At 73.0% G+C, this 19,410-nt stretch carries 20 protein-coding genes; 13 read left to right on the top strand and 7 right to left on the bottom strand.

The genetic code is table 11. The annotated features are described in order from the left end of the window. Window positions 1–69: 69 nt before the first annotated feature. The 9 genes from AVL62_RS06360 (at window position 70) to AVL62_RS06320 (ending at window position 8,245) form a co-directional block, all read left to right on the top strand. Window positions 70–285: an ATP synthase F0 subunit C gene (locus AVL62_RS06360; protein ID WP_058890803.1), complete on the top strand. Its 216-nt coding sequence runs from the start codon at window positions 70–72 to the stop codon at window positions 283–285. A gap of 143 nt (window positions 286–428) precedes the next feature. Beyond that, a complete protein-coding gene (locus AVL62_RS06355; RefSeq protein WP_058890949.1) occupies window positions 429–983 on the top strand; it encodes a F0F1 ATP synthase subunit B in 555 nt (184 codons plus the stop codon). Continuing rightward, the gene (locus AVL62_RS06350; RefSeq protein WP_058890802.1) at window positions 983–1,804 is read left to right on the top strand and encodes a F0F1 ATP synthase subunit delta; all 822 of its coding nucleotides are present in this window, start codon (window positions 983–985) and stop codon (window positions 1,802–1,804) included. Before AVL62_RS06355 ends, AVL62_RS06350 begins: the two co-directional genes overlap by 1 nt. Before the next feature lie 69 nt (window positions 1,805–1,873). Further along, on the top strand, window positions 1,874–3,520 hold the full coding sequence (gene atpA, locus AVL62_RS06345; protein WP_058890801.1) for a F0F1 ATP synthase subunit alpha: 1,647 nt from the start codon (window positions 1,874–1,876) through the stop codon (window positions 3,518–3,520). Between the two features lie 56 nt (window positions 3,521–3,576). Then, window positions 3,577–4,476, top strand: a complete 900-nt coding sequence (locus tag AVL62_RS06340) for a F0F1 ATP synthase subunit gamma (RefSeq protein WP_058890800.1) — start codon at window positions 3,577–3,579, stop codon at window positions 4,474–4,476. Between the two features lie 16 nt (window positions 4,477–4,492). Then, window positions 4,493–5,950 carry a F0F1 ATP synthase subunit beta gene (atpD, locus tag AVL62_RS06335; RefSeq protein WP_058890799.1) on the top strand — a complete coding sequence of 486 codons (1,458 nt, stop codon included), beginning with the start codon at window positions 4,493–4,495 and terminating at the stop codon, window positions 5,948–5,950. Between the two features lie 216 nt (window positions 5,951–6,166). Continuing rightward, window positions 6,167–7,492, top strand: coding sequence for a uracil-xanthine permease family protein (locus AVL62_RS06330; RefSeq protein WP_058890798.1), 1,326 nt, complete (start codon window positions 6,167–6,169; stop codon window positions 7,490–7,492). A 22-nt stretch (window positions 7,493–7,514) separates the two neighbouring features. After that, window positions 7,515–7,796, top strand: coding sequence for a F0F1 ATP synthase subunit epsilon (locus AVL62_RS06325; protein WP_058890797.1), 282 nt, complete (start codon window positions 7,515–7,517; stop codon window positions 7,794–7,796). 17 nt (window positions 7,797–7,813) lie between these two features. Then, window positions 7,814–8,245: a DUF2550 family protein gene (locus tag AVL62_RS06320; protein WP_058890796.1), complete on the top strand. Its 432-nt coding sequence runs from the start codon at window positions 7,814–7,816 to the stop codon at window positions 8,243–8,245. 35 nt (window positions 8,246–8,280) lie between these two features. Here the strand turns inward: AVL62_RS06320 and AVL62_RS06315 are convergent, their stop codons facing one another. Both AVL62_RS06315 and AVL62_RS06310 read right to left on the bottom strand, forming a co-directional pair. After that, window positions 8,281–8,907, bottom strand: coding sequence for a cob(I)yrinic acid a,c-diamide adenosyltransferase (locus AVL62_RS06315; RefSeq protein ID WP_058890948.1), 627 nt, complete (start codon window positions 8,905–8,907; stop codon window positions 8,281–8,283). Between the two features lie 34 nt (window positions 8,908–8,941). Next, a complete protein-coding gene (locus tag AVL62_RS06310; RefSeq protein ID WP_058890795.1) occupies window positions 8,942–10,468 on the bottom strand; it encodes a gamma-glutamyltransferase in 1,527 nt (508 codons plus the stop codon). Window positions 10,469–10,539: 71 nt separating this feature from the next. Here AVL62_RS06310 and AVL62_RS06305 point away from each other — a divergent pair, with 71 nt between their 5' ends. Further along, the gene (locus AVL62_RS06305; RefSeq protein WP_058890794.1) at window positions 10,540–12,183 is read left to right on the top strand and encodes a DUF6056 family protein; all 1,644 of its coding nucleotides are present in this window, start codon (window positions 10,540–10,542) and stop codon (window positions 12,181–12,183) included. Here AVL62_RS06305 and AVL62_RS06300 read toward each other — a convergent pair. The 3 genes from AVL62_RS06300 to nucS are packed head-to-tail and all read right to left on the bottom strand — an operon-like array spanning window position 12,146 to window position 14,223. Then, complete coding sequence (locus AVL62_RS06300) at window positions 12,146–12,529, bottom strand: GtrA family protein (protein ID WP_058890793.1); 384 nt, start codon at window positions 12,527–12,529, stop codon at window positions 12,146–12,148. The two genes, AVL62_RS06305 and AVL62_RS06300, sit on opposite strands and share 38 nt — an antisense overlap. Then, window positions 12,526–13,512: a glycosyltransferase family 2 protein gene (locus tag AVL62_RS06295; protein ID WP_058890947.1), complete on the bottom strand. Its 987-nt coding sequence runs from the start codon at window positions 13,510–13,512 to the stop codon at window positions 12,526–12,528. The genes AVL62_RS06300 and AVL62_RS06295 overlap by 4 nt, the downstream gene beginning before the upstream one ends. A gap of 15 nt (window positions 13,513–13,527) precedes the next feature. Beyond that, a complete protein-coding gene (gene nucS / locus AVL62_RS06290; RefSeq protein ID WP_058890792.1) occupies window positions 13,528–14,223 on the bottom strand; it encodes an endonuclease NucS in 696 nt (231 codons plus the stop codon). A 40-nt stretch (window positions 14,224–14,263) separates the two neighbouring features. Between nucS and AVL62_RS06285 the strand changes: the two genes are divergently transcribed. The 3 genes from AVL62_RS06285 (at window position 14,264) to AVL62_RS06275 (ending at window position 17,334) form a co-directional block, all read left to right on the top strand. Next, window positions 14,264–15,925, top strand: a complete 1,662-nt coding sequence (locus AVL62_RS06285) for a 3-hydroxyacyl-CoA dehydrogenase family protein (protein WP_058890791.1) — start codon at window positions 14,264–14,266, stop codon at window positions 15,923–15,925. A gap of 4 nt (window positions 15,926–15,929) precedes the next feature. After that, window positions 15,930–16,253: a hypothetical protein gene (locus AVL62_RS06280; protein WP_083518750.1), complete on the top strand. Its 324-nt coding sequence runs from the start codon at window positions 15,930–15,932 to the stop codon at window positions 16,251–16,253. Window positions 16,254–16,416: 163 nt separating this feature from the next. After that, entirely contained in the window at window positions 16,417–17,334 is a 918-nt protein-coding gene (locus AVL62_RS06275; RefSeq protein ID WP_058890790.1) for a GNAT family N-acetyltransferase, read from the top strand. Between the two features lie 195 nt (window positions 17,335–17,529). On the opposite strand, the gene AVL62_RS06270 is transcribed toward AVL62_RS06275, so the two are convergent. Continuing rightward, window positions 17,530–18,885 (bottom strand): AI-2E family transporter, encoded by a 1,356-nt coding sequence (locus tag AVL62_RS06270; protein WP_083518749.1) that lies wholly within the window; start codon window positions 18,883–18,885, stop codon window positions 17,530–17,532. Then, the gene (mce, locus tag AVL62_RS06265) at window positions 18,882–19,361 is read right to left on the bottom strand and encodes a methylmalonyl-CoA epimerase (protein ID WP_058890789.1); all 480 of its coding nucleotides are present in this window, start codon (window positions 19,359–19,361) and stop codon (window positions 18,882–18,884) included. The genes AVL62_RS06270 and mce overlap by 4 nt, the downstream gene beginning before the upstream one ends. Window positions 19,362–19,410 lie beyond the last annotated feature (49 nt).

Genomic DNA, 19,410 nt, shown 5'->3' with positions numbered 1-19,410 from the left:
CAACTGAATACGCACTAGAAGCCTCCGGCGCCCGACGGGCGCCGGGACCTCAACAGAAAGAGAACTGACGTGTCTGGTGACATCACCCTCCTCGGCTACGGCGTGTCGACCATCGGCCCGGCGATCGCCGTGGGTCTGATCTTCGCGGCCTACATCAACGGCGTCGCCCGCCAGCCCGAGGCGCAGGGCAAGCTGCAGCCGATCGCCATCCTCGGCTTCGCGCTCGCCGAGGCCCTCGCCATCTTCGGCCTGGTGCTCTTCTTCATCGCGTTCTTCGTCGGCTGACCGGCCCTGCCCCTTCCCCAGACCCGTCCGCAGCACCGGTCCGCCGGTGACGGACACGCACACGTGAGGAGCCGCTCGTGGACTACACCACGATCGTTGCGGGCGCGCTGAAGGCCGCGACCGAGGACGACCACTCCGAGCCCATCGGGGCCGGTGAGGGAGCCATCCCGATCCTGCCCTACATGCCGGAGCTCATCTTCGGGCTGATCGTCTTCGGCATCTTCTACGTCTTCGTCAAGCGCAAGATCGTCCCCAACCTCGAGAAGGCCTACGCCGACCGCACGTCGGCCATCGAGGGCGGGATGGAGCGTGCCGAGAAGGCCGAGGCCGAGGCAGCCGCCGCGAAGAAGAAGTACGAGGACCAGCTCGGTGAGGCGCGGGCCGAGGCCGCCCAGATCCGCGAACGGGCCAAGGAGCAGGGCGCGCAGATCATCGCCGAGATGCGCGAGCAGGCCCAGGTCGAGGCCAACCGGATCACCGAGACCGCGCACAAGCAGATCGAGGCCGAGCGCCAGCAGGCCTTCGTCCAGCTGCGTGGTGAGGTCGGCGAGATCTCGACCGCGCTGGCCAGCAAGATCGTCGGTGAGTCCCTGGAGCAGGAGGCGCGGCAGCGGGGGATCGTCGACCGCTTCCTCGCCGACCTGGACTCCGGTGCCATCGCCCCCGAGAAGCTCGGCGCCCGCGACGAGGTCCGCTGATGGACAGCGCCTACCGGCGGTCCTACCACGGGGCACGCGAGGGCCTGGAGCAGGTGCTCCAGCACGAGGGCGGCTCGGTCGACCCGGCCCGGGTGGGTGACCAGGTCTGGTCCGTCGCCCGGCTGGTGGACGGCAACGCGGTCCTCGCGCGCACCCTCGCCGACCCCTCCCGCGAGGGGCAGGAGCGGGCGGCCATCGCCGAGCGCCTGCTCGGCGGCAAGGTGAGCGACGAGGCGCTGCACGTCGTCAAGGCCGTGGTGGCGCAGCGGTGGGCCGGGACCGGCGACCTCGCGACCGCGCTCGAGCGGCTCTCGGTCGAGGCGCACCTGGTCCACGCCCATCGGCACGAGCGGTTGGGCCAGGTGGAGGACGAGCTGTTCCGGTTCAGCCGGATCGTGCAGTCCGCGCCGGAGCTGCAGGCGGCCCTGGCCGACCGGCGCGCCCCGGCCGACGCCAAGCGCGCGCTCGTGGAGCGCCTGCTCTCGGTCAAGTCCGCCCCGGAGACGGTCCGCCTCGCCGCCCAGGCGGCCGTGGGGGTCCGCGGCAGCCGCGTCGAGCGGACGCTCGCGGCATACCTCGAGCAGGCTGCGGAGGTGCAGGACCAGGTCACCGCGATCGTCACCACCGCCGTGCCGCTCAGCGACGAGCAGGAGGAGACCCTGCGCGCCACGCTGAGCCGGCAGTACTCCCGCACCGTCCACACCAACGTGGTCGTCGACCCCGACGTCGTCGGCGGCATCCGGGTCGAGATCGGTGACGAGGTCATCGACGGGACCGTCAGCCATCGTCTCGACCAGGCCCGCCGCCTCATGGCCGGCTGACCAGAGCCCACCACCTACCCCACAGCACCGGCCCGACCACACGCCAGGGCCACGACGAGGAGAAGAATCATGACGGAGCTTTCGATCCGTCCGGAGGAGATCCGGGACGCGCTGGACCAGTTCGTCAAGTCCTACGAGCCGGGCTCGGCCTCACGCGAAGAGGTCGGCCGGGTGGTCGACGCCAGCGACGGCATCGCCCACGTCGAGGGCCTGCCCTCGGTGATGACCAACGAGCTGCTCGAGTTCGCCGACGGCACCCTCGGCCTGGCCCTGAACCTGGACGTCCACGAGGTCGGTGTCATCGTGCTGGGCGACTTCTCCGGCATCGAGGAGGGCCAGGACGTCCGGCGCACCGGCGAGGTCCTCTCGGTCCCGGTCGGCGACGGCTACCTCGGCCGCGTCGTCAACCCGCTCGGCCAGCCCATCGACGGGATGGGGGACATCGAGACCGAGGGTCGCCGGGCCCTGGAGCTGCAGGCCCCCGGGGTCATGGCGCGCAAGTCGGTGCACGAGCCGCTGCAGACCGGCATCAAGGCGATCGACGCGATGATCCCCATCGGCCGCGGGCAGCGCCAGCTCATCATCGGCGACCGGCAGACCGGCAAGACCGCCGTGGCCATCGACACCATCCTCAACCAGAAGTCCAACTGGGAGTCCGGCGACCCGGACAAGCAGGTGCGCTGCATCTACGTCGCGATCGGCCAGAAGGGCTCGACCATCGCCTCGGTGCGCGGGACCCTGGAGGAGAACGGCGCGCTGGACTACACCACCATCGTGGCCGCCCCCGCCTCGGACGCCGCCGGCTTCAAGTACCTCGCCCCCTACACCGGCTCGGCCATCGGCCAGCACTGGATGTACGACGGCAAGCACGTCCTCATCGTCTTCGACGACCTGTCCAAGCAGGCCGAGGCCTACCGCGCGGTGTCGCTGCTGCTGCGCCGCCCGCCGGGCCGCGAGGCCTACCCCGGCGACGTGTTCTACCTGCACTCCCGGCTGCTCGAGCGTTGCGCGAAGCTGTCCGACGAGATGGGCGCCGGGTCGATGACCGGGCTGCCGATCATCGAGACCAAGGCGGGTGACGTGTCGGCCTACATCCCGACCAACGTCATCTCCATCACCGACGGGCAGATCTACCTGCAGGCGGACCTGTTCAACTCCAACGTGCGACCGGCGATCGACGTGGGTGTGTCGGTCTCGCGGGTCGGCGGAGCCGCGCAGATCAAGGCGATGAAGTCGGTCTCCGGCCGGCTCAAGGTCGACCTCGCGCAGTTCCGCGAGATGGAGGCCTTCGCGATGTTCGCCTCCGACCTCGACGACGCCTCCAAGGCCCAGCTGGCCCGCGGCGCGCGCATGGTCGAGATCCTCAAGCAGCCGCAGTCCTCCCCGGTCTCGGTGGAGGACCAGGTCGCCATCATCTGGGCCGGCACCAACGGCCACATCGACGAGGTGCCCGTCAGCGACGTGCGCCGCTTCGAGTCGGAGTGGGTCGAGTTCCTGCGCCGGGAGCACGACGGGCTGCTCGCCGGGATCCGCGAGAGCGGCAAGCTCGGGGACGACACCGCCGCCGCGCTGGGCGAGGCCATGAGCGCCTTCCAGTCCGAGTTCACCCCTGACGACAGCGCCGAGGTCGGTGTCGGCTCCGCCGAGGACGACTCCGTCGACGCCATGGGTGACGACGAGGTCGACCAGGAGCAGCTGACCGTCCAGCGCAGCTGACCGGGGCACGCCCCAGCGATCCGACCGACCACCAGAGCCAACGAGAGAGGCGAGATATGGGAGCGCAGCAGCGGGAGTACCGCCAGCGCAGCCGGTCCGTCCAGTCGACCAAGAAGATCACCCGGGCGATGGAGCTCATCGCCGCCTCGCGGGTGGTCAAGGCCCGGCAGCGGGTCGCGGAGACGACGCCGTACGCCCGGGCGATCACCCGGGCCGCCTCGGCCGTCGCGACCCACGCCGACGTCGACCACCCGCTGACCACCAAGCGGGAGCAGCCGCGCCGCGCGGGGGTGCTCGTCATCACCTCCGACCGCGGCCTGGCCGGTGCCTACGCGGCCAACGTGCTCAAGCGCAGCGAGCAGCTGCGCGAGCTCGTCGAGGAGTCGGGGATGGAGTACGTTCCCTTCCTCACCGGACGCAAGGCGGAGTCCTACTACTCCTTCCGCAACCGGCCCTTCGAGGACTCGTGGAGCGGCTTCTCCGACTCCCCGACCTTCGACGTGGCCCAGGAGATCTCCGAGCGGCTCATCGGTGAGTTCACCAAGGGCACCGACGAGGGCGGGGTCGACGAGATCCACCTCGTCTACACCCGGTTCGTCAACATGGTGACCCAGGAGGTGCAGGTCACCCGCCTGCTGCCGCTGGAGGTCGTCGAGGACGCCGCGCCGCGCACGCCGGAGAACGGCTTCCCGCTCTACGAGTTCGAGCCGGACGCCGCCGAGGTGCTCGACGCCCTGCTCCCGCGCTACATCACCTCGCGGATCTGGAACGCCCTGCTCCAGTCCGCCGCGTCCGAGCTCGCCGCCCGCCAGCGGGCGATGAAGTCGGCGACGGACAACGCCGAGGAGCTCATCAAGACCTACACGCGTCTTGCCAACCAGGCCCGCCAGGCCGAGATCACCCAAGAGATCAGCGAAATCGTGGGCGGCGCGAGCGCCCTCGCCGACGCCAAGTGAGAGGAAGCACGCAGCCATGACTGCCACCACCGAGGCTCCCACCACGGAGCAGACCCAGGGCGCCGTGGGTCGCCTGGCCCGGATCATCGGCCCCGTCGTCGACGTCGAGTTCCCCCCGGGGCAGATGCCGGCGCTCTACAACCTGCTCAAGACCGAGGTCGAGATCGGCGGGGAGACCAAGACCGTCAACCTCGAGGTCGCCCAGGACATCGGCGACAACATGGTGCGGGCCATCTCCCTGCAGCCCACCGACGGCCTCGTGCGCGGCGCGAAGGTGCAGGACACCGGCGGCCCCATCACGGTGCCGGTCGGCGACGTCACCCTCGGTCACGTCTTCAACGCCACCGGCGACGTGCTCGACCTGCCCGAGGGCGAGACCCTCGAGGTCAGCGAGCGGTGGGGCATCCACCGCCAGGCACCGGCCTTCGACCAGCTGGAGTCCAAGACCCAGATGTTCGAGACCGGCATCAAGGTCATCGACCTGCTGACCCCCTACGTCCAGGGCGGCAAGATCGGCCTGTTCGGCGGCGCCGGCGTGGGCAAGACGGTGCTCATCCAGGAGATGATCGCCCGCGTCGCCCGCGACCACGGTGGTGTGTCGGTCTTCGCCGGTGTCGGGGAGCGGACCCGTGAGGGCAACGACCTCATCGTCGAGATGGAGGAGGCCGGGGTCCTCGGTCAGACCGCCCTGGTCTTCGGACAGATGGACGAGCCGCCGGGCACCCGGCTGCGCGTCGCGCTGTCCGCGCTGACGATGGCGGAGTACTTCCGCGACGTCCAGAAGCAGGACGTGCTGCTCTTCATCGACAACATCTTCCGGTTCACCCAGGCCGGGTCCGAGGTGTCCACCCTGCTCGGGCGGATGCCCTCGGCCGTGGGCTACCAGCCCAACCTGGCGGACGAGATGGGCACCCTGCAGGAGCGCATCACCTCGACGCGCGGTCACTCGATCACCTCGATGCAGGCCATCTACGTGCCGGCCGACGACTACACCGACCCGGCCCCGGCGACGACCTTCGCCCACCTGGACGCCACGACCGAGCTCTCGCGCCCGATCGCCTCGATGGGCATCTACCCGGCCGTGGACCCGCTGACCTCGACCAGCCGGATCCTCGACCCGCGCTACATCAGCCGGGAGCACTACGACACGGCCGTGCGGATCAAGTCGATCCTGCAGCGCTACAAGGAGCTGCAGGACATCATCGCGATCCTGGGCATCGACGAGCTCTCCGAGGAGGACAAGATCCTCGTCGGTCGCGCCCGCCGGATCCAGCGCTTCCTGTCGCAGAACACCTACGTCGCCAAGCAGTTCACCGGCATCGAGGGCTCGACCGTCCCGCTGTCGGAGACCATCGAGGCCTTCACCAAGGTGGCCGACGGCGACTACGACCACGTGCCCGAGCAGGCCTTCTTCATGTGCGGTGGGCTCGAGGACGTCGAGCGCCAGGCCGCCGAGCTGGAGAAGAACAGCTGAGCACGCCCGTCGCCTGAGTCAGGCCCCGGCACCCGCGGACGCGGGCACCGGGGCCTGACTGCGCCCGGCGACGCAGACGCGTCCGGTGCGTGCTGACCGCGCGTCCGGTGCGTGCTGACCGCGCGTCCGGTGCGTGCTGACCGCGCGTCCGGTGCGTGCTGACCGCACGTCCGGTGCGGATCAGGGAGGCCAGAACGACCAGCGAGGAGACCAGCCATGTGGACCGTGCACGGAGACGGCCGTCGGATCACCCCGGGGGAGGTCGTCGGGCCCCGGGAGCGGCTCGCGTGGGTGCCGACCATCGGCATCGGCATGCAGCACGTCGTCGCGATGTTCGGCGCGACCTTCCTCGTGCCGCTCATCACCGGCTTCCCGCCCAGCACCACGCTGCTCTTCAGCGGGCTGGGGACGGTGCTGTTCCTCCTCGTCACCCAGAACCAGGTGCCGTCCTACCTGGGGTCCAGCTTCGCCTTCCTCGCGCCCATCGCCGCGGCCCAGGCCGAGCACGGGCCCGCGGGGGCGCTCGGCGGGGTGGTGATCGCCGGGGTCGGGCTGGCCCTGGTGGGGGTCCTGGTGCAGCTCGTCGGGCACGGCTGGATCGCCCGCCTCATGCCTCCCACCGTGACCGGGGCGATCGTGGCGCTCATCGGCCTCAACCTCGCGCCGGCGGCGTGGGGCAACGTGGAGCAGGCACCGGTCACCGCCCTCGCCACGCTCGCCGCGATCCTGCTCTGCACCGTGCTCTTCCGCGGGCTGCTGGGCCGGCTGTCGATCCTGCTCGGCGTGCTCGTCGGGTATGCCGTGGCACTGGCCCGCGGAGAGGTCGACCTGGCCGTCGTCGGCGAGGCGGGGTGGCTGGGCGCGCCGCCGCTCATGGCGCCCGAGTTCCACCTCGGCGTCGTCGGGCTCTTCGTGCCCGTCGTGCTCGTGCTCGTGGCGGAGAACATCGGGCACGTGAAGTCGGTGGCGCAGATGACCGGGGAGTCCGCGGACGCCCTGGACCACATGCTGGGCCGCACGCTGCTCTCGGACGGCCTGGCGACCACCCTGGCCGGGGCCGGCGGCGGCTCGGGCACGACGACCTACGCCGAGAACATCGGGGTCATGGCCGCCACCCGGGTCTACTCCACCGCGGCCTACTGGGTCGCCGCCCTCACGGCGGTGGCCCTGGCCTTCCTGCCGAAGTTCGGGGCCCTCATCCAGACCGTGCCGGCCGGGGTGCTCGGCGGCGCCGCCACCGTGCTCTACGGCATGATCGGGGTCCTGGGCGTCCGCATCTGGGTCGAGCACCGGGTCGACTTCGGCAACCCGATCAACCTGTCGACCGCGGCGGTGGCCCTGGTCGTGGGCATCGCCAACTACACGTGGGACGCGGGCGCGCTGAGCTTCGAGGGGATCGCCCTCGGCACCGGCGCGGCGCTGCTCGTCTACCACGGCATGTCGGCCATCAACCGCCGCACCGGGGCGGTCGAGGTCGCCCCGGTGGAGCGTGACCGGTCGCGTTCCGGGTCCTCGGGCCGGGCCGGTAGACTCGATCCTTGAACCGTCATCGAAGGGACATCTCGTGAGTGCACTGCAGGTCGAGCTGGTCGCCGCGGACCGCAAGGTCTGGGAGGGCGAGGCTTCCATGGTGAGCGCCCGCAGCATCGACGGTGACCTGGGCATCCTGCCCGGTCACACGCCGGTCCTCGCGGTGCTCGTCGAGGGGGACGTCACCATCCACACGGGGGGCACGCCGCAGGCGGTCACCATCGACGGGGGCTTCCTCTCCGTCGACGAGGACAAGGTCGTCGTGGTGGCCGACCGGGTCGACGCCGGGTCGCTCTCCGCCCCCGCCGCCGGCTGACGGGCACACCACCGTTCATGACCGGCGCCGGTGCCATCGTCCTGGTGCTCATGGCCCTGGTCGGGGCCCTGGTCATCCTGGGTCTCGGGCTGCTCACCTTCCGGATCGCCGGGGAGCGCGGGAGCATGTGCCCGCCGATGCCCGCGGCCTACCGGGACGCCGAGCGCCCCTGGCGCCGGGGCACCCTGCGTTTCACCGAGGACCGTCTCTCCCTGCGGGGACGAGGCGGTCCGTCCGTCGGCCCGTGGATGCGGGGCAACCTCGACCTGGGGGTGGCCGGGCCGCTCGAGACCGCCGACGCCGCCGCGCTGGGCGGGGCCGCCCTCATCCGGGTGCCGGTGAGCTACGGCACGGCCCGGTTCGAGCTGGCGCTGGGGGAGCAGCACTACACCGCCCTGCGCTCCTGGGTCGAGGCGGTGCCGCCGGGCTGGAACTCCCACGTCGCCTGACCTCCCCCTGGCCCGCCCCACGGGGCGGGTCCGCCTCAGCGCGAGGGCTGCTCCCGGCCGCCGCCGGGCCTCCAGAGCACGTCGCCCTCGCCGCTGCGACCCGCCACCCGGGCCAGGATGAACAGCAGGTCCGAGAGCCGGTTGAGGTAGGTCGCGGTGAGCGGGTTGACCCCGCCCATGCCCTTGTCCGCGCCCTCGTCGGCCGGCTGGTCGCCGTAGGCCTCCAGGGCGGCCCAGGTCGAGCGCTCGGCCCGCCGGGCGACGGTGCGCGCCTGGTGCAGCAGGGCGGCGGCCGGGGTGCCGCCGGGCAGGATGAACGAGCGCAGCGCCGGCAGGTCGGCGTTGTAGCGGTCGCAGTCGGCCTCCAGCTCCTCCACCCACGCCGCCTTCACCCGCAGCGGCTCCCACTCGTAGCTCGCCCGCAGCGGCATGCACAGGTCGGCCCCGACGTCGAAGAGGTCGTTCTGGATGCGGGCGAGGGTGTCCTGCACCTCGATGGGCAGGTTGCCGCCGGCCACGGCCACCCCGATGACCGCGTTGGTCTCGTCGGTGTCGGCGTAGGCCGCCAGCCGGGGGTCGGTCTTGCGGGTCCGGCCGTTGTCGCCCAGGGCGGTGCTGCCGTCGTCGCCGGTCCGGGTGTAGATCCGCGTGAGGTTGACCATGCCCTGCATGCTGCCATGCGCGGGCGGTGCCCGCTCAGGTGACCAGCGTGGCCGCCACCCGGCGGGCGTCCGCGGCGGCGCCGAGGGCGCCGTCCGGGCCGCGCAGGGCCGCGCCCACCCCGCCGAAGTACATCGAGCTCGGCGGGTGCTCGTGGCGGGTCAGCCCGGCGGCGTCCAGGCTGGCCGCGATCTGGGCGTCCTGCTCGTGGTCGATGCGCGTCGTGCCGTCCTCGAGCCGGCGGGGGTGCATGCGCGGCTGGTCCACGGCCGTCTGCAGGTCCTCGCCGTGGCGGGCCAGGTGGGTGAGCACCTGCGCCAGCGCCGTGGTGATCCGGTCGGCGCCGGGCGTGCCGATGGCCAGCACCGCGCCGTCCTCCCGGCGGGCCGTGGTCGGAGCCATGTTGGAGGCCAGCCGGGTGCCGGGGGCGAGGGCGTGCAGCCCGTGCCGGTTGAGCTCCAGCTCCCCGAGGGAGTTGTTGGCCACCAGGCCGGTGCCCGCGATCGTCATCCCCGAGCCGTAGCCCGCCGACGCGGTGAGCGCGCACGCCAGGCCGTCGGCGTCGACCACCGAGACGTGCGCGGTCGAGGGAGAGGTCGGCAGCCCGGTGGCGCCGATGTGGTGCAGCGTCTGCAGCAGCTCGGCGCCGGCCGCCTCGAGGTCGTGCGCGGTGTCGATCCGGTCGAGGCGGATGTCGAGGACCTCCCGCATGACCAGCGCCGCCTGCGCCGGGTCGATCGGCCCCTCGACCGCCCCCAGCAGCCGCAGCAGCGCGGTGAGGACGGGGCCGCCGATGGAGGGCGGCGGGTTGCAGGCGAGGTCCCAGGGGCCCAGCCGGCTGCGCAGCGCCCGCCGCACGACCGGCTGGTAGGCCTCGAGGTCGACCAGCGAGAGCAGCCCGCCGCGGGCGCGCATGTCCGCGTCGATCGCCCGGGCGACGTCGCCGTGGTAGGCGGTGCCGGCGCCCTGCGCCCCGATGTGCTCGAGGGTGTCGGCCAGCACCGGGTCGACCACGCGGTGGCCGACGGCCGGGGCGGCGCCGTCCACGGTGAGCAGGGCCCGGGTGGCCGGGTCCCACGCCAGGATGGTGTCGGTGACCAGGACGAGGTAGGACTGCGCGGTGCGGCTGAGGGGGTAGCCGGCCCGGGCGACGTCCGCGGCGGGCTGGAGCAGCTCGGCCCAGGGCGCCCGGCCGTAGCGCTGGTGGGCCCAGCCCATCGCGGCCAGCATCCCGGGGGTGGCGACGGACCCCGGCCCCACCCAGGTCACCATCCCGCCGCCGTAGTCCGACGCGGCCTCGATGAGACCCTGCCCCCGCCGGTCGGCGCTCATGCCGCGTCCCGGCATCTCGACGTTGCCGTCGACGACGACCGGGTCCTCCCCGGGAGCCCAGACGTTGACGAAGCACCCGCCCAGGGTGGAGATGACGCCGGGCTCGGTGACCGTGGCGGTCAGCATCGCGGCCACCGCGGCGTCCAGCGCGTTCCCCCCGGACGCCAGGGCCTGCGCGGCCGCCTCGGTGGCGTAGGTGTTGGGCGCGGCGATGGCGGCGGAGCGGGTCACGGGACGATTCTGCCGCAGCGCGCCGCCCGGAGGCACGAGCCGGCGTGCGGCTCTGGCATCGTGTCCTGGTGATGAACCCCGCCCCCCGGCCCCGACCGGCCACCTCTGCCCGGTCCGCGGCGGTGGTGCTCGTGCTCGCGGTGGCCCTGGCGGCGGTGGGGTGGGCGCTCGTGCTGCGGCACGGCTTCCCGCACGGCGACGACTGGCTGCACGCCATGGCGGGGGAGCAGCCCGGGGACGCCCGCACGGTGCGGGGGTGGCTCGCGACGTGGCAGTTCGACTACACCTACCGCAACGGCCGGGCCGCGGACGCCGCCGCCCGGCTCGTGCTGCTCGGCGGCCGGCCCGGGGCCCTGGTCGTCGGGGTGGCGATCATGGTGTTGTCGGGGCTCGCGACCTGGCCCTGGCTGCGGATGACGGGTGCGCCCCGGACCCGGCCGCTGGTCCGGGCGGTGATCGGGCTGGGCGTGCCCTTCCTCGCCGTCCAGGCGCACTCCTGGCTCACCGGCGAGGGCCTGCTCTGGGTGTCCGGCATGGCCAACTACCCGCTCGCCACGCTGGCCTTCCTCGTCGCCGGCGCAGCCGTGAGCGGTGCCCTCCCGCCCCGGGTGACCTGGCTGGCCCTGCCGGTCGTGGTGTACGCCCACCTCGGTCACGAGGTGTCCGCGGTGGCCACCCTCGTGGTGACCGTGCTCGCGCTCGCGCTGCGGCGACCGGCAGGTGGGCGCGCCCGGTCCACGTGGGCGGCGATCGTCGCCTCCGCGCTGGGCTTCGCCGTGCTGGCCACCGCCCCCGGCCTCTGGCGCCGCACCGCCCAGGAGGACCTCGCCCTGCCGCTGCTGCAGGCGCTGTCCCGCACCACCCTCATGTTCGCCTCCCTCACCCTCGGGTGGTGGCTGGCCCTCGGGGTCCTGGCGCTCCTCGCGGTCCGGCTCTCCGGCCGGGCTCCCCGCCGGGTCGCCCTGGTGGCCGCCGCGGCCTCCTGGCTCCTGCTCCTGCTCGCCCGCCGCCGGTGGCCGCGTCTGGCCGACCTGTGCGCGGACGCCGACACGGCCGTCCCGGCCACCCTGCTGGCGCTCGCCGTCGTCGCCGCGGCGGTGGTGCTCGTGGTGGGCGTGCTCGTGCTGGTGGTGGACGCGTGGGGGGCGGCCGCCGCATACCCCGTGCTGGCGCTCACCGCCGCGGGCGTCGTCTCCGCCGGGGTGCCCATCGTGGCCTCGGTCTGCGGGCAGCGCGCCTTCTTCCTGCCGGTCACCGCGCTCGTCCTCGCGGTGGCCTGCGCCCTGCTCCTGGTCCTCGGCGCGCTCGCCGACGGGGGCCCGTGCACGGCGCGGGCGGCCCGCGCGCTCACCGCCGCCACGCTGGCCGCCACCCTCGTCGCCGCGGCCGGCTACGTGGCGGTCACCTCGCAGCACGCCGCGCGCAACGCGGCCGCCTACGACACCTTCGTCGCCGAGGTGGAGGCGGCGCGCACGGCGGGGGCCGGGGAGGTGGTCGTCCCGGAGCTGCCCGAGGAGGGGTATGCCTACCGTCGCGCCTTCTACCTCCTGCGCTACGCCTGCGACCTGCGCCGGTTCTACGACCTCCCCGACGGTGTCGTGCTCACCGACGCCGAGCGGCGCGAGGACCGCACCACCGACACGACGACCGGGTGCGAGACGACGTGGCAGCGCACCCTCAGCCGCGCGGCGGAGCAGGCTCCCGACCGGCGGTGAGGACGGTGCGGGTGAGCAGAAAGGTGACCGGCACGGCGGCGACGCCCATGACGAGGGTCGCGTATCGCTCGTCCAGGCCGACCGCCTCGACGAGCAGCACCGAGCCGACCGTCGTGAAGGCCAGGTTGACCAGCGTGGTGGCCGGGTAGGCGAGGAAGCGCCGCCAGGTCGGCCGCACCCCGAAGGTGAACAGGCTGTTGGCGAGGAAGGAGAAGACGACCGCCCCGGACCAGGCGAGCAGGTGGGCCGCGACGTACGGCATACCGAGCAGCAGCAGGCGGTAGAGGAGGTAGTAGACGGCCGTGTTGGCCACCCCGACGACGACGAAGCGCAGCAGGCTCCTCATCGTGGCCCGACGGCCCCGGCCCCGCCCGGACCGGGGTCCTGCCCCTCCTCACCTCGGATGACCTCGTGGACGAGGTAGCTCGGCCGCGCCTTGACCTCCTGGTAGATCCGCCCGACGTACTCGCCCATGACCCCGACGGCGAGCAGCTGCACCCCGGACAGCCCGGTGATGACCGCGATGGTGGTGATGTAGCCGGGCTGGGTGACCCCGTGGAGGAGGTAGCCCACGAGCAGCCACAGCAGGTAGCCCAGCGCGGCGAGCACCGCCCAGCCGCCCAGGTGCATGAGCAGACGCAGGGGGCGCGTGTTGAAGGCGAGCGCCCCGTCGATGCCGTAGTTCAGCAGCGAGCGCAGCGTCCAGCCCGAGCGGCCGCTGCCGCGCTGCACGTTGCGGTAGCTCACCGTGCCGGTCGGGAAGCCGACCCAGGAGAACAGGCCCTTGGAGAAGCGGTTGCGCTCGGGCAGCGCCAGCAGGGCGTCGAGGACCGGCCGGCTCGTGACCCGGAAGTCGCCCACCCCGTCCTGGATGCGGACCGTCTCGATGAGCCCGTTGACGAGCCGGTAGTAGAGCCGGGAGAGCTGGGACCGGACGAAGGGGTCGTCGGCGCGGTCGCGGCGGGCCACGACCTGCTCGACCTCGGTGGTCCGCAGCAGGGTGTACATCGAGGTGAGCAGCTCCGGGGGGTGCTGCAGGTCGGCGTCCATGATCGCGATGCTCTCGCCGCGGGCGTGCCGGAGACCGGCGAGCATCGCCGCCTCCTTGCCGAAGTTGCGGGACAGCCGCAGCACGACGACCCGGGGGTCCTGCGCGGCCAGCGCTCGGGCCACCTGCAGGGTGTCGTCGGTCGAGCCGTCGTCGACGAGCACGATCTCGAGGGAGTCGGCGACGCCCAGCTCCCGCGCCACGTCGCCCAGGCGGGCGTGCAGCTCGGTGAGGGTGCCCTGCTCGTTGAAGCACGGGACCACGACGGACAGGGCGGTCATGGCGGTCACGCTAGCTCAGAAGAGCCGCGCCTCCGCGTCGTCGATGCCGCGCAGCGCCTCGTAGTCGAGCGTGACGCAGCGGATGCCGCGGTCGGTCGCGAGGACCCTGGCCTGCGGCTTGATGAGCTGCGCGGCGAAGACGCCCTGCACCGGGGAGAGGTGGGGGTCGCGGTTGAGCAGCTCGAGGTAGCGGGTCAGCTGCTCGACGCCGTCGATGTCGCCGCGCCGCTTGATCTCCACGGCCACCGTCGTGCCGGCCGCGTCGCGGCACAGGAGGTCCACGGGGCCGATGGCGGTGGGGAACTCCCGGCGCAGCAGGGTCCAGTCCTCGCCGAGGGTGGTGATGTGCTCGGCCAGCAGCGCCTGCAGCTGGGCCTCGACGCCGTCCTTGACCAACCCCGGGTCGACGCCGAGGTCGTGGCTGGTGTCGGAGAGCACCTCGTGGATCTTCACCCGCAGGGTGTCGTCGCGCTTGCCGTGCGAGACCTGCCAGACCTGGGTGACGCCCTGCTCGGCCTCCACCTCGTCCGGGTCGGTCTGCGCCATCGAGCACGGCGGGGCCATCCAGTTCAGCGGCTTGTAGGACCCGCCGTCGGAGTGGACGAGCACCGACCCGTCGGCCTTGACCATGAGCAGCCGGGTGGCGAGGGGCAGGTGGGCTTCGAGGGCTCCGTGGTAGTCCACCGAGCACCGGGCGATCACGACACGCACGCGCCTCACCCTAACCGGGGGTGATGAGAGGATGCCCGGTATGCGTCAGATCACCACCGTCGGGGTCATCGGGCTCGGCACCATGGGTGCCGGCATCGTCGAGGTCTTCGCGAGAGGAGGGGTGCAGGTCGTCGGGGTCGAGACGACCGAGGAGCTCGCCGAGCGGGGTCGCGGCATCCTGCGGGCCTCCACCGACCGGGCGGTCGCCAAGGGCAGGCTCGACGAGGCCGGGCAGCAGGAGATCCTGGACCGGGTCACCATCACCACGGCCCTGGCCGACCTCGCGCCGGCCGACCTCGTCGTCGAGGCCGTCCCGGAGGTCCTGGACCTCAAGCACGAGGTCTTCTCCGCCCTGGACGACATCGTCGCCCCCGACGCCGTGCTCGCGTCCAACACCTCGAGCCTGTCGATCACCAGCATCGCCGCCGGGACGGCATACCCCGGGCGCGTCGTGGGTATGCACTTCTTCAACCCCGCTCCCGTCCTGCAGCTGGTGGAGGTCATCACGACCGTGCGCACCGACGACGCCGTCCGGGAGGCGGTGGTGGAGCTGGCCGGGCGCATCGGCAAGCGGCCCGTCGTCGTCGGCGACCGCGCCGGGTTCGTCGCCAACTACCTGCTGTTCGGCTACTTCGTGTCGGCGCTGCGGATGCTCGAGCAGAGGCACGTCTCGCGGGAGGACCTCGACACCGCCATGCGGGTCGGGGCGGGGCTGCCGATGGGTCCCTGCACGCTCATGGACCTCGTCGGCCTCGACGTCTGCCACCACATCGGCGACGTCATCTACGCCCACAGCCGCAGCCCCATGCACGCCCCGAGCCCGATGCTGGAGCGGATGGTGACCGCGGGGCTGCTCGGTCGCAAGAGCGGCGAGGGGTTCTACACCTACGCCCGGGCCGGCAGCGGGAAGGTCGTCGACGCGCCGGAGGCGGGCGGGAGCGCGCCCGAGGTCGGTGCCGTGGGCGTCGTGGGCGGCGGCGAGATCGCCGACGAGCTGGTCTCCCGCCTGCGCGAGGGAGGGTATGCCGTCACCCACGTCCCCGACCCCGCGGATCGCGACGACCTGGCCGGTCTGGCGGGGGTGGACGTCGTGGTCGAGGCGGGGACGGCGACGCCCGAGAGCGAGCTCGCGGACGCCGAGCCGCAGCCGGTGACACCGGTCCAGGAGGAGCTGTGGGAGGTGCTGGCCGACGTCGTGGGGGAGCGCACGGTCCTCACCACCGTCGGCGAGGACCTCGCCGTCGCCATCGGGGCGCTCTCCGGCCGGCCGGAGCGGGCGGCGGTGCTCCGGGTGCACGCCCCCACGGGCCAGGGCCAGGTCGTCGAGATCGGCCGCTCCAGCGCCACCGACGAGGAGACCGTCGAGATCCTGCGCGCCCTGGTCCGGACGATCGGCGCCGAGCCGGTCGTCTGCCGGGACCGCCCCGGCCTGGTGGTCGACGCGCTGCTCATGCCGCACCTCATGGACGCCGTCCGGATGCTGGACGAGGGCTACGCGGGGGTGGAGGACATCGACACCGCCCTCCGGTACGGGCTGGGCTACCCGGTCGGGCCGTTCGCGATGATCGACCAGATCGGGGCCGAGGAGGTCCTCACCGTCTGCGAGGAGCTGGCCGAGGCCGGTGGGCTGCCGCGCGAGTCCGTGGCGCCCTCCCCGCTGCTCATCGAGCACGTCCTGCTCGACCGGCCCTTCACGGCCTGAGCCGGTGCCCCGGTCCAACCGCCCGCGGCGGGGCGGCCGGCCGCGGGCCCGGCAGGGCGGGGGGCCGGTCGGCGTGGGTGACCCGCTGCGGCGCGGGGTCGAGGAGGTCCGCTACGCCGGCCAGGTGTGGGCGGTGCGTCGGGTGCGCCCCAACGACAGCGGCCGGGCCTACCGGTGCCCCGGGTGCCAGCAGGAGGTGCGCGCCGACGTGGCGCACACCGTCGCCTGGCCCACCGAGGGGATGCAGCAGGCCGAGAACCGCCGCCACTGGCATACCGTCTGCTGGTCCGCCCGCGAGCGCCGCCGCCCGGGCGGGTCCTTCGCCTGACGCCCCCCACCCACCGAGCGCCGCGAGTGGTTGGCTTGTCACCCACCGAGCGTCGTGAATGGTTGGCTTGTCACCCACCGAGCGCCGTGAATGGGTGTCCGCGGCGCGACCGAGCGTCGGAAATGGTTGGCCCGGCCGCCCCGGCCGTCGCTAGCCTGCCCTCATGACCATCACCAGGGCCGACGCGGACCAGCAGGATGCCGCACTGGCGCTCATCGTGACGGCCCAGAGCTCGCCGACGACGGCGTGCGCCTACCTCGGCACCGAGGCCGACGGAGTGCGGGCCGAGCTCGACGACCTCGACACGCCTTGGCAGGAGACTCTGCGGGTGGCGGTCGAACCCTCCGGCCGGGTCGTCGGCGCCGTGCTGCACGACGCCGACCCCGAGGAGACGATGCGCAGCTGGATTCACGGTCCGTGGACCCTCGACGAGCAGACCTGGTCGGCGTATGCCGTCCCGCTCGTACGAGCGGCCATCGACCAGCTACCGCCGGGGGTGGAGCAGCACGAGCTGAGCGCGGCCCCGGCGCACACCGGTATGGCGCGGCTCGCCGCTGACCTGGGGTGGCACGCCACGGGCGTGAGCATTGCCTACCAGGCCACGCCTGCGACGGCTCACCGCTGGCCGGGCGACGCGCCGGACGCAAGGGTCGCCACCTCCGGGGACCTGCCCGCGATGACCGCGCTGCACGACGCTGCCTTCCCCGGCACCTACGCCACCGCGAGCCAGCTGCTGGCGGACGAGGGGCGGGCCACCCTGGTGCTCGAGCACGACGGCGAGCTCGCCGGCTACGCCTCGGGGGAGATCCAGGCCGACGGCGCCGGCTACCTCGACTTCCTGGCCATCGCGCCAGGGCACCGCGGCCAGGGGCTCGCGCCGGGCCTGCTGGCAGCGATCTCGCGCGAGCTGCTCGCCCGCTCCTCACAGGGCACGGTCAACCTCGTCGTCGACGAGATCAATGCGACGGCTGTCGCGCTGTACGAGGGGTTCGGCTACGTGCGGGACGCCGAGCTGCTCGGCTACCGCTCATGGCCCCAGCCCCAGCCCCAGCCTCAGTCGCTCGGCGGCTCCTTCGCCTGACCGACGCTCCTTCACCGGTCGTCGCGGGTGGTTGGTGAAGGCAACCATTCGTGGCGCTCGGTCGGTGACAAGGCAACCATTCGCGGCGCTCGGTCGGTGACAGCCAACCATTCGCGGCGCCCGGTGGGGTGTCAGGCAACCATTCGCGGCGCTCGGTGGGGTGTCAGGCAACCACTCGCGGCGCTCGGTGGGGTCCTAGAGGCGCTCCTGGCGCGGGACCAGGACCTCCTCGTAGATGAGGAGCAGACCCGCGGCCACGGGGATGGCGATGAGGGCGCCGAGGACCCCGAGCAGCGTGCCGCCCGCGAGCACCGCGACCACGGTGACGGCCCCCGGCACCGAGACGGTGCGCTTCATGATGCGCGGGACGATCCAGTAGTTCTCCAGCTGCTGGTAGACGACGTAGTAGACGAGCACGACCAACGCCACCGTCGGTGACACGGTCAGGGCCGAGACGGCCACGATGACGGCGCCCAGGGTGGCGCCGATGAGCGGGATGAGGCCCAGCAGACCCACCGAGACGGCCAGGATGGCGGCGTAGGGGATGCCGAGGACCTGCATCATCAGCCACGAGCACACCGCGTTGATCGTCGCCACGGTGGCCTGGCCGAGGGCATACCCGCCGACTCGGCGCATGATCTCCTCCGCCAGCCGGACGACACGCGGGCGGCGGCTGCTCGGCACCAGCCGGTAGGCCGCGTCCTTGACCGAGGGCAGCGTCGCCAGGAGGTAGAGGGTGAGGATGGCGGAGGTCAGCAGCCCGACGAGGCTGCCGGCGACCCACCCGGCCGCGCCCAGCACCCCTCCGAAGAGCGCGGTCCAGGTGTCGCTCTCGGTGAGCAGCCGGTCGACCTCGGTCGTGGCGCGCTCGCTCACGGCGTAGCGCCGGTCGAGCTCGACCATCCACGGCGTGCCGGACAGCTCGTCCAGGACCACCGGGGCCCGCTCGACGAGGGTCACCGCCTGCCCGACGACCCCCGGCAGCAGGGTCACCGCGCTCACGCCCACGACCGTGACGAAGCTCATGAAGACGCAGAAGACGCTGCTCGGCCGGCTCACCCCACGGCGGGTGAGCCACTCGACGAGCGGGTTCAGCGCGAGGGTGAGGAAGACGGCGACCAGCAGGTAGGTGAGCACCGAGGACAGCCGGGTGAGGTTCTGCAGCAGCAGCCAGGCCAGCAGCACGCCGAGCGCCCCGGTGAAGCCGATGGAGAAGGCCGACGCCGACAGCAGCGTGGGTCGGCGCGGCGGGCCGCCCACCCGGGCCGGCTGTCCCTCGACGCCGGCGGGGAGCGACGGCTGGGGGCCGGCGGCGGGGCCGGCGTGGACGGCGGCCGCCGCCTCCGGGTGGTCGGCGTGGATCTGCGCCCAGAGCTCGGACTGCAGCCGGTTGCTCTCGTCCAGCAGCTCGCGCTGACGCACCCGGAAGTCGCGCCAGCGCTGGACCGCCCGCACCCCTGCCCGGGGGACGGCCGTCGGGTGGACGGCCCGCGCGGCGGCGCGCAGCCGCGCGGCCCGGGCCCGGGGGTCCTGCGTGCGCTGCGTCGTCACCCGGCGGGCTCCACGAGCTCCACGAGCACCCCACCGGCGTCCTTGGGGTGGATGAAGTTGATGCGCGACCCCGCCGTCCCGCGGCGCGGCTGGTCGTAGAGCAGCCGCAGCCCGCGGCCGCGGAGGACGGCGCTGGCGGCCTCCAGGTCGTTCACGCGGTAGGCCAGCTGCTGCAGCCCGGGCCCGTGGCGCTCGAGGAACCGGGCGATCGTCGACCCCGGGTCGGTGGGGGCGAGCAGCTGCAGCATCGTCGGCTGGTCGCCGCCGTGGGGGTCGGCCGGGCCGACCGCGACCATCGCCTCGCGCACCCCCTGCTCGGCGTTGGTCTCCTCGTGGACCACCCGGTGCCCGAGGACGTCGCGGTGGAAGGCGATCGCGGCGTCCAGGTCGGGCACCGCCAGCCCGACGTGGTCGACCGACAGCAGGAAGGGCGCGAGGGCCTCGCCTCCCGCCGTCTCGTGGCTGGGCTCGCTCATGAGGTCCACCGTAGGGCTGGCGCGGACCCACCCTGCGGAGCCGGGGCGG

Origin of the sequence: Serinicoccus chungangensis, assembly GCF_001483745.1 — a bacterium.
GTDB lineage: Bacteria > Actinomycetota > Actinomycetes > Actinomycetales > Dermatophilaceae > Ornithinicoccus > Ornithinicoccus chungangensis_A.
Note: the sequence above shows the minus strand (reverse complement) of the source record. Positions and strands in the feature narration are given on the sequence as shown.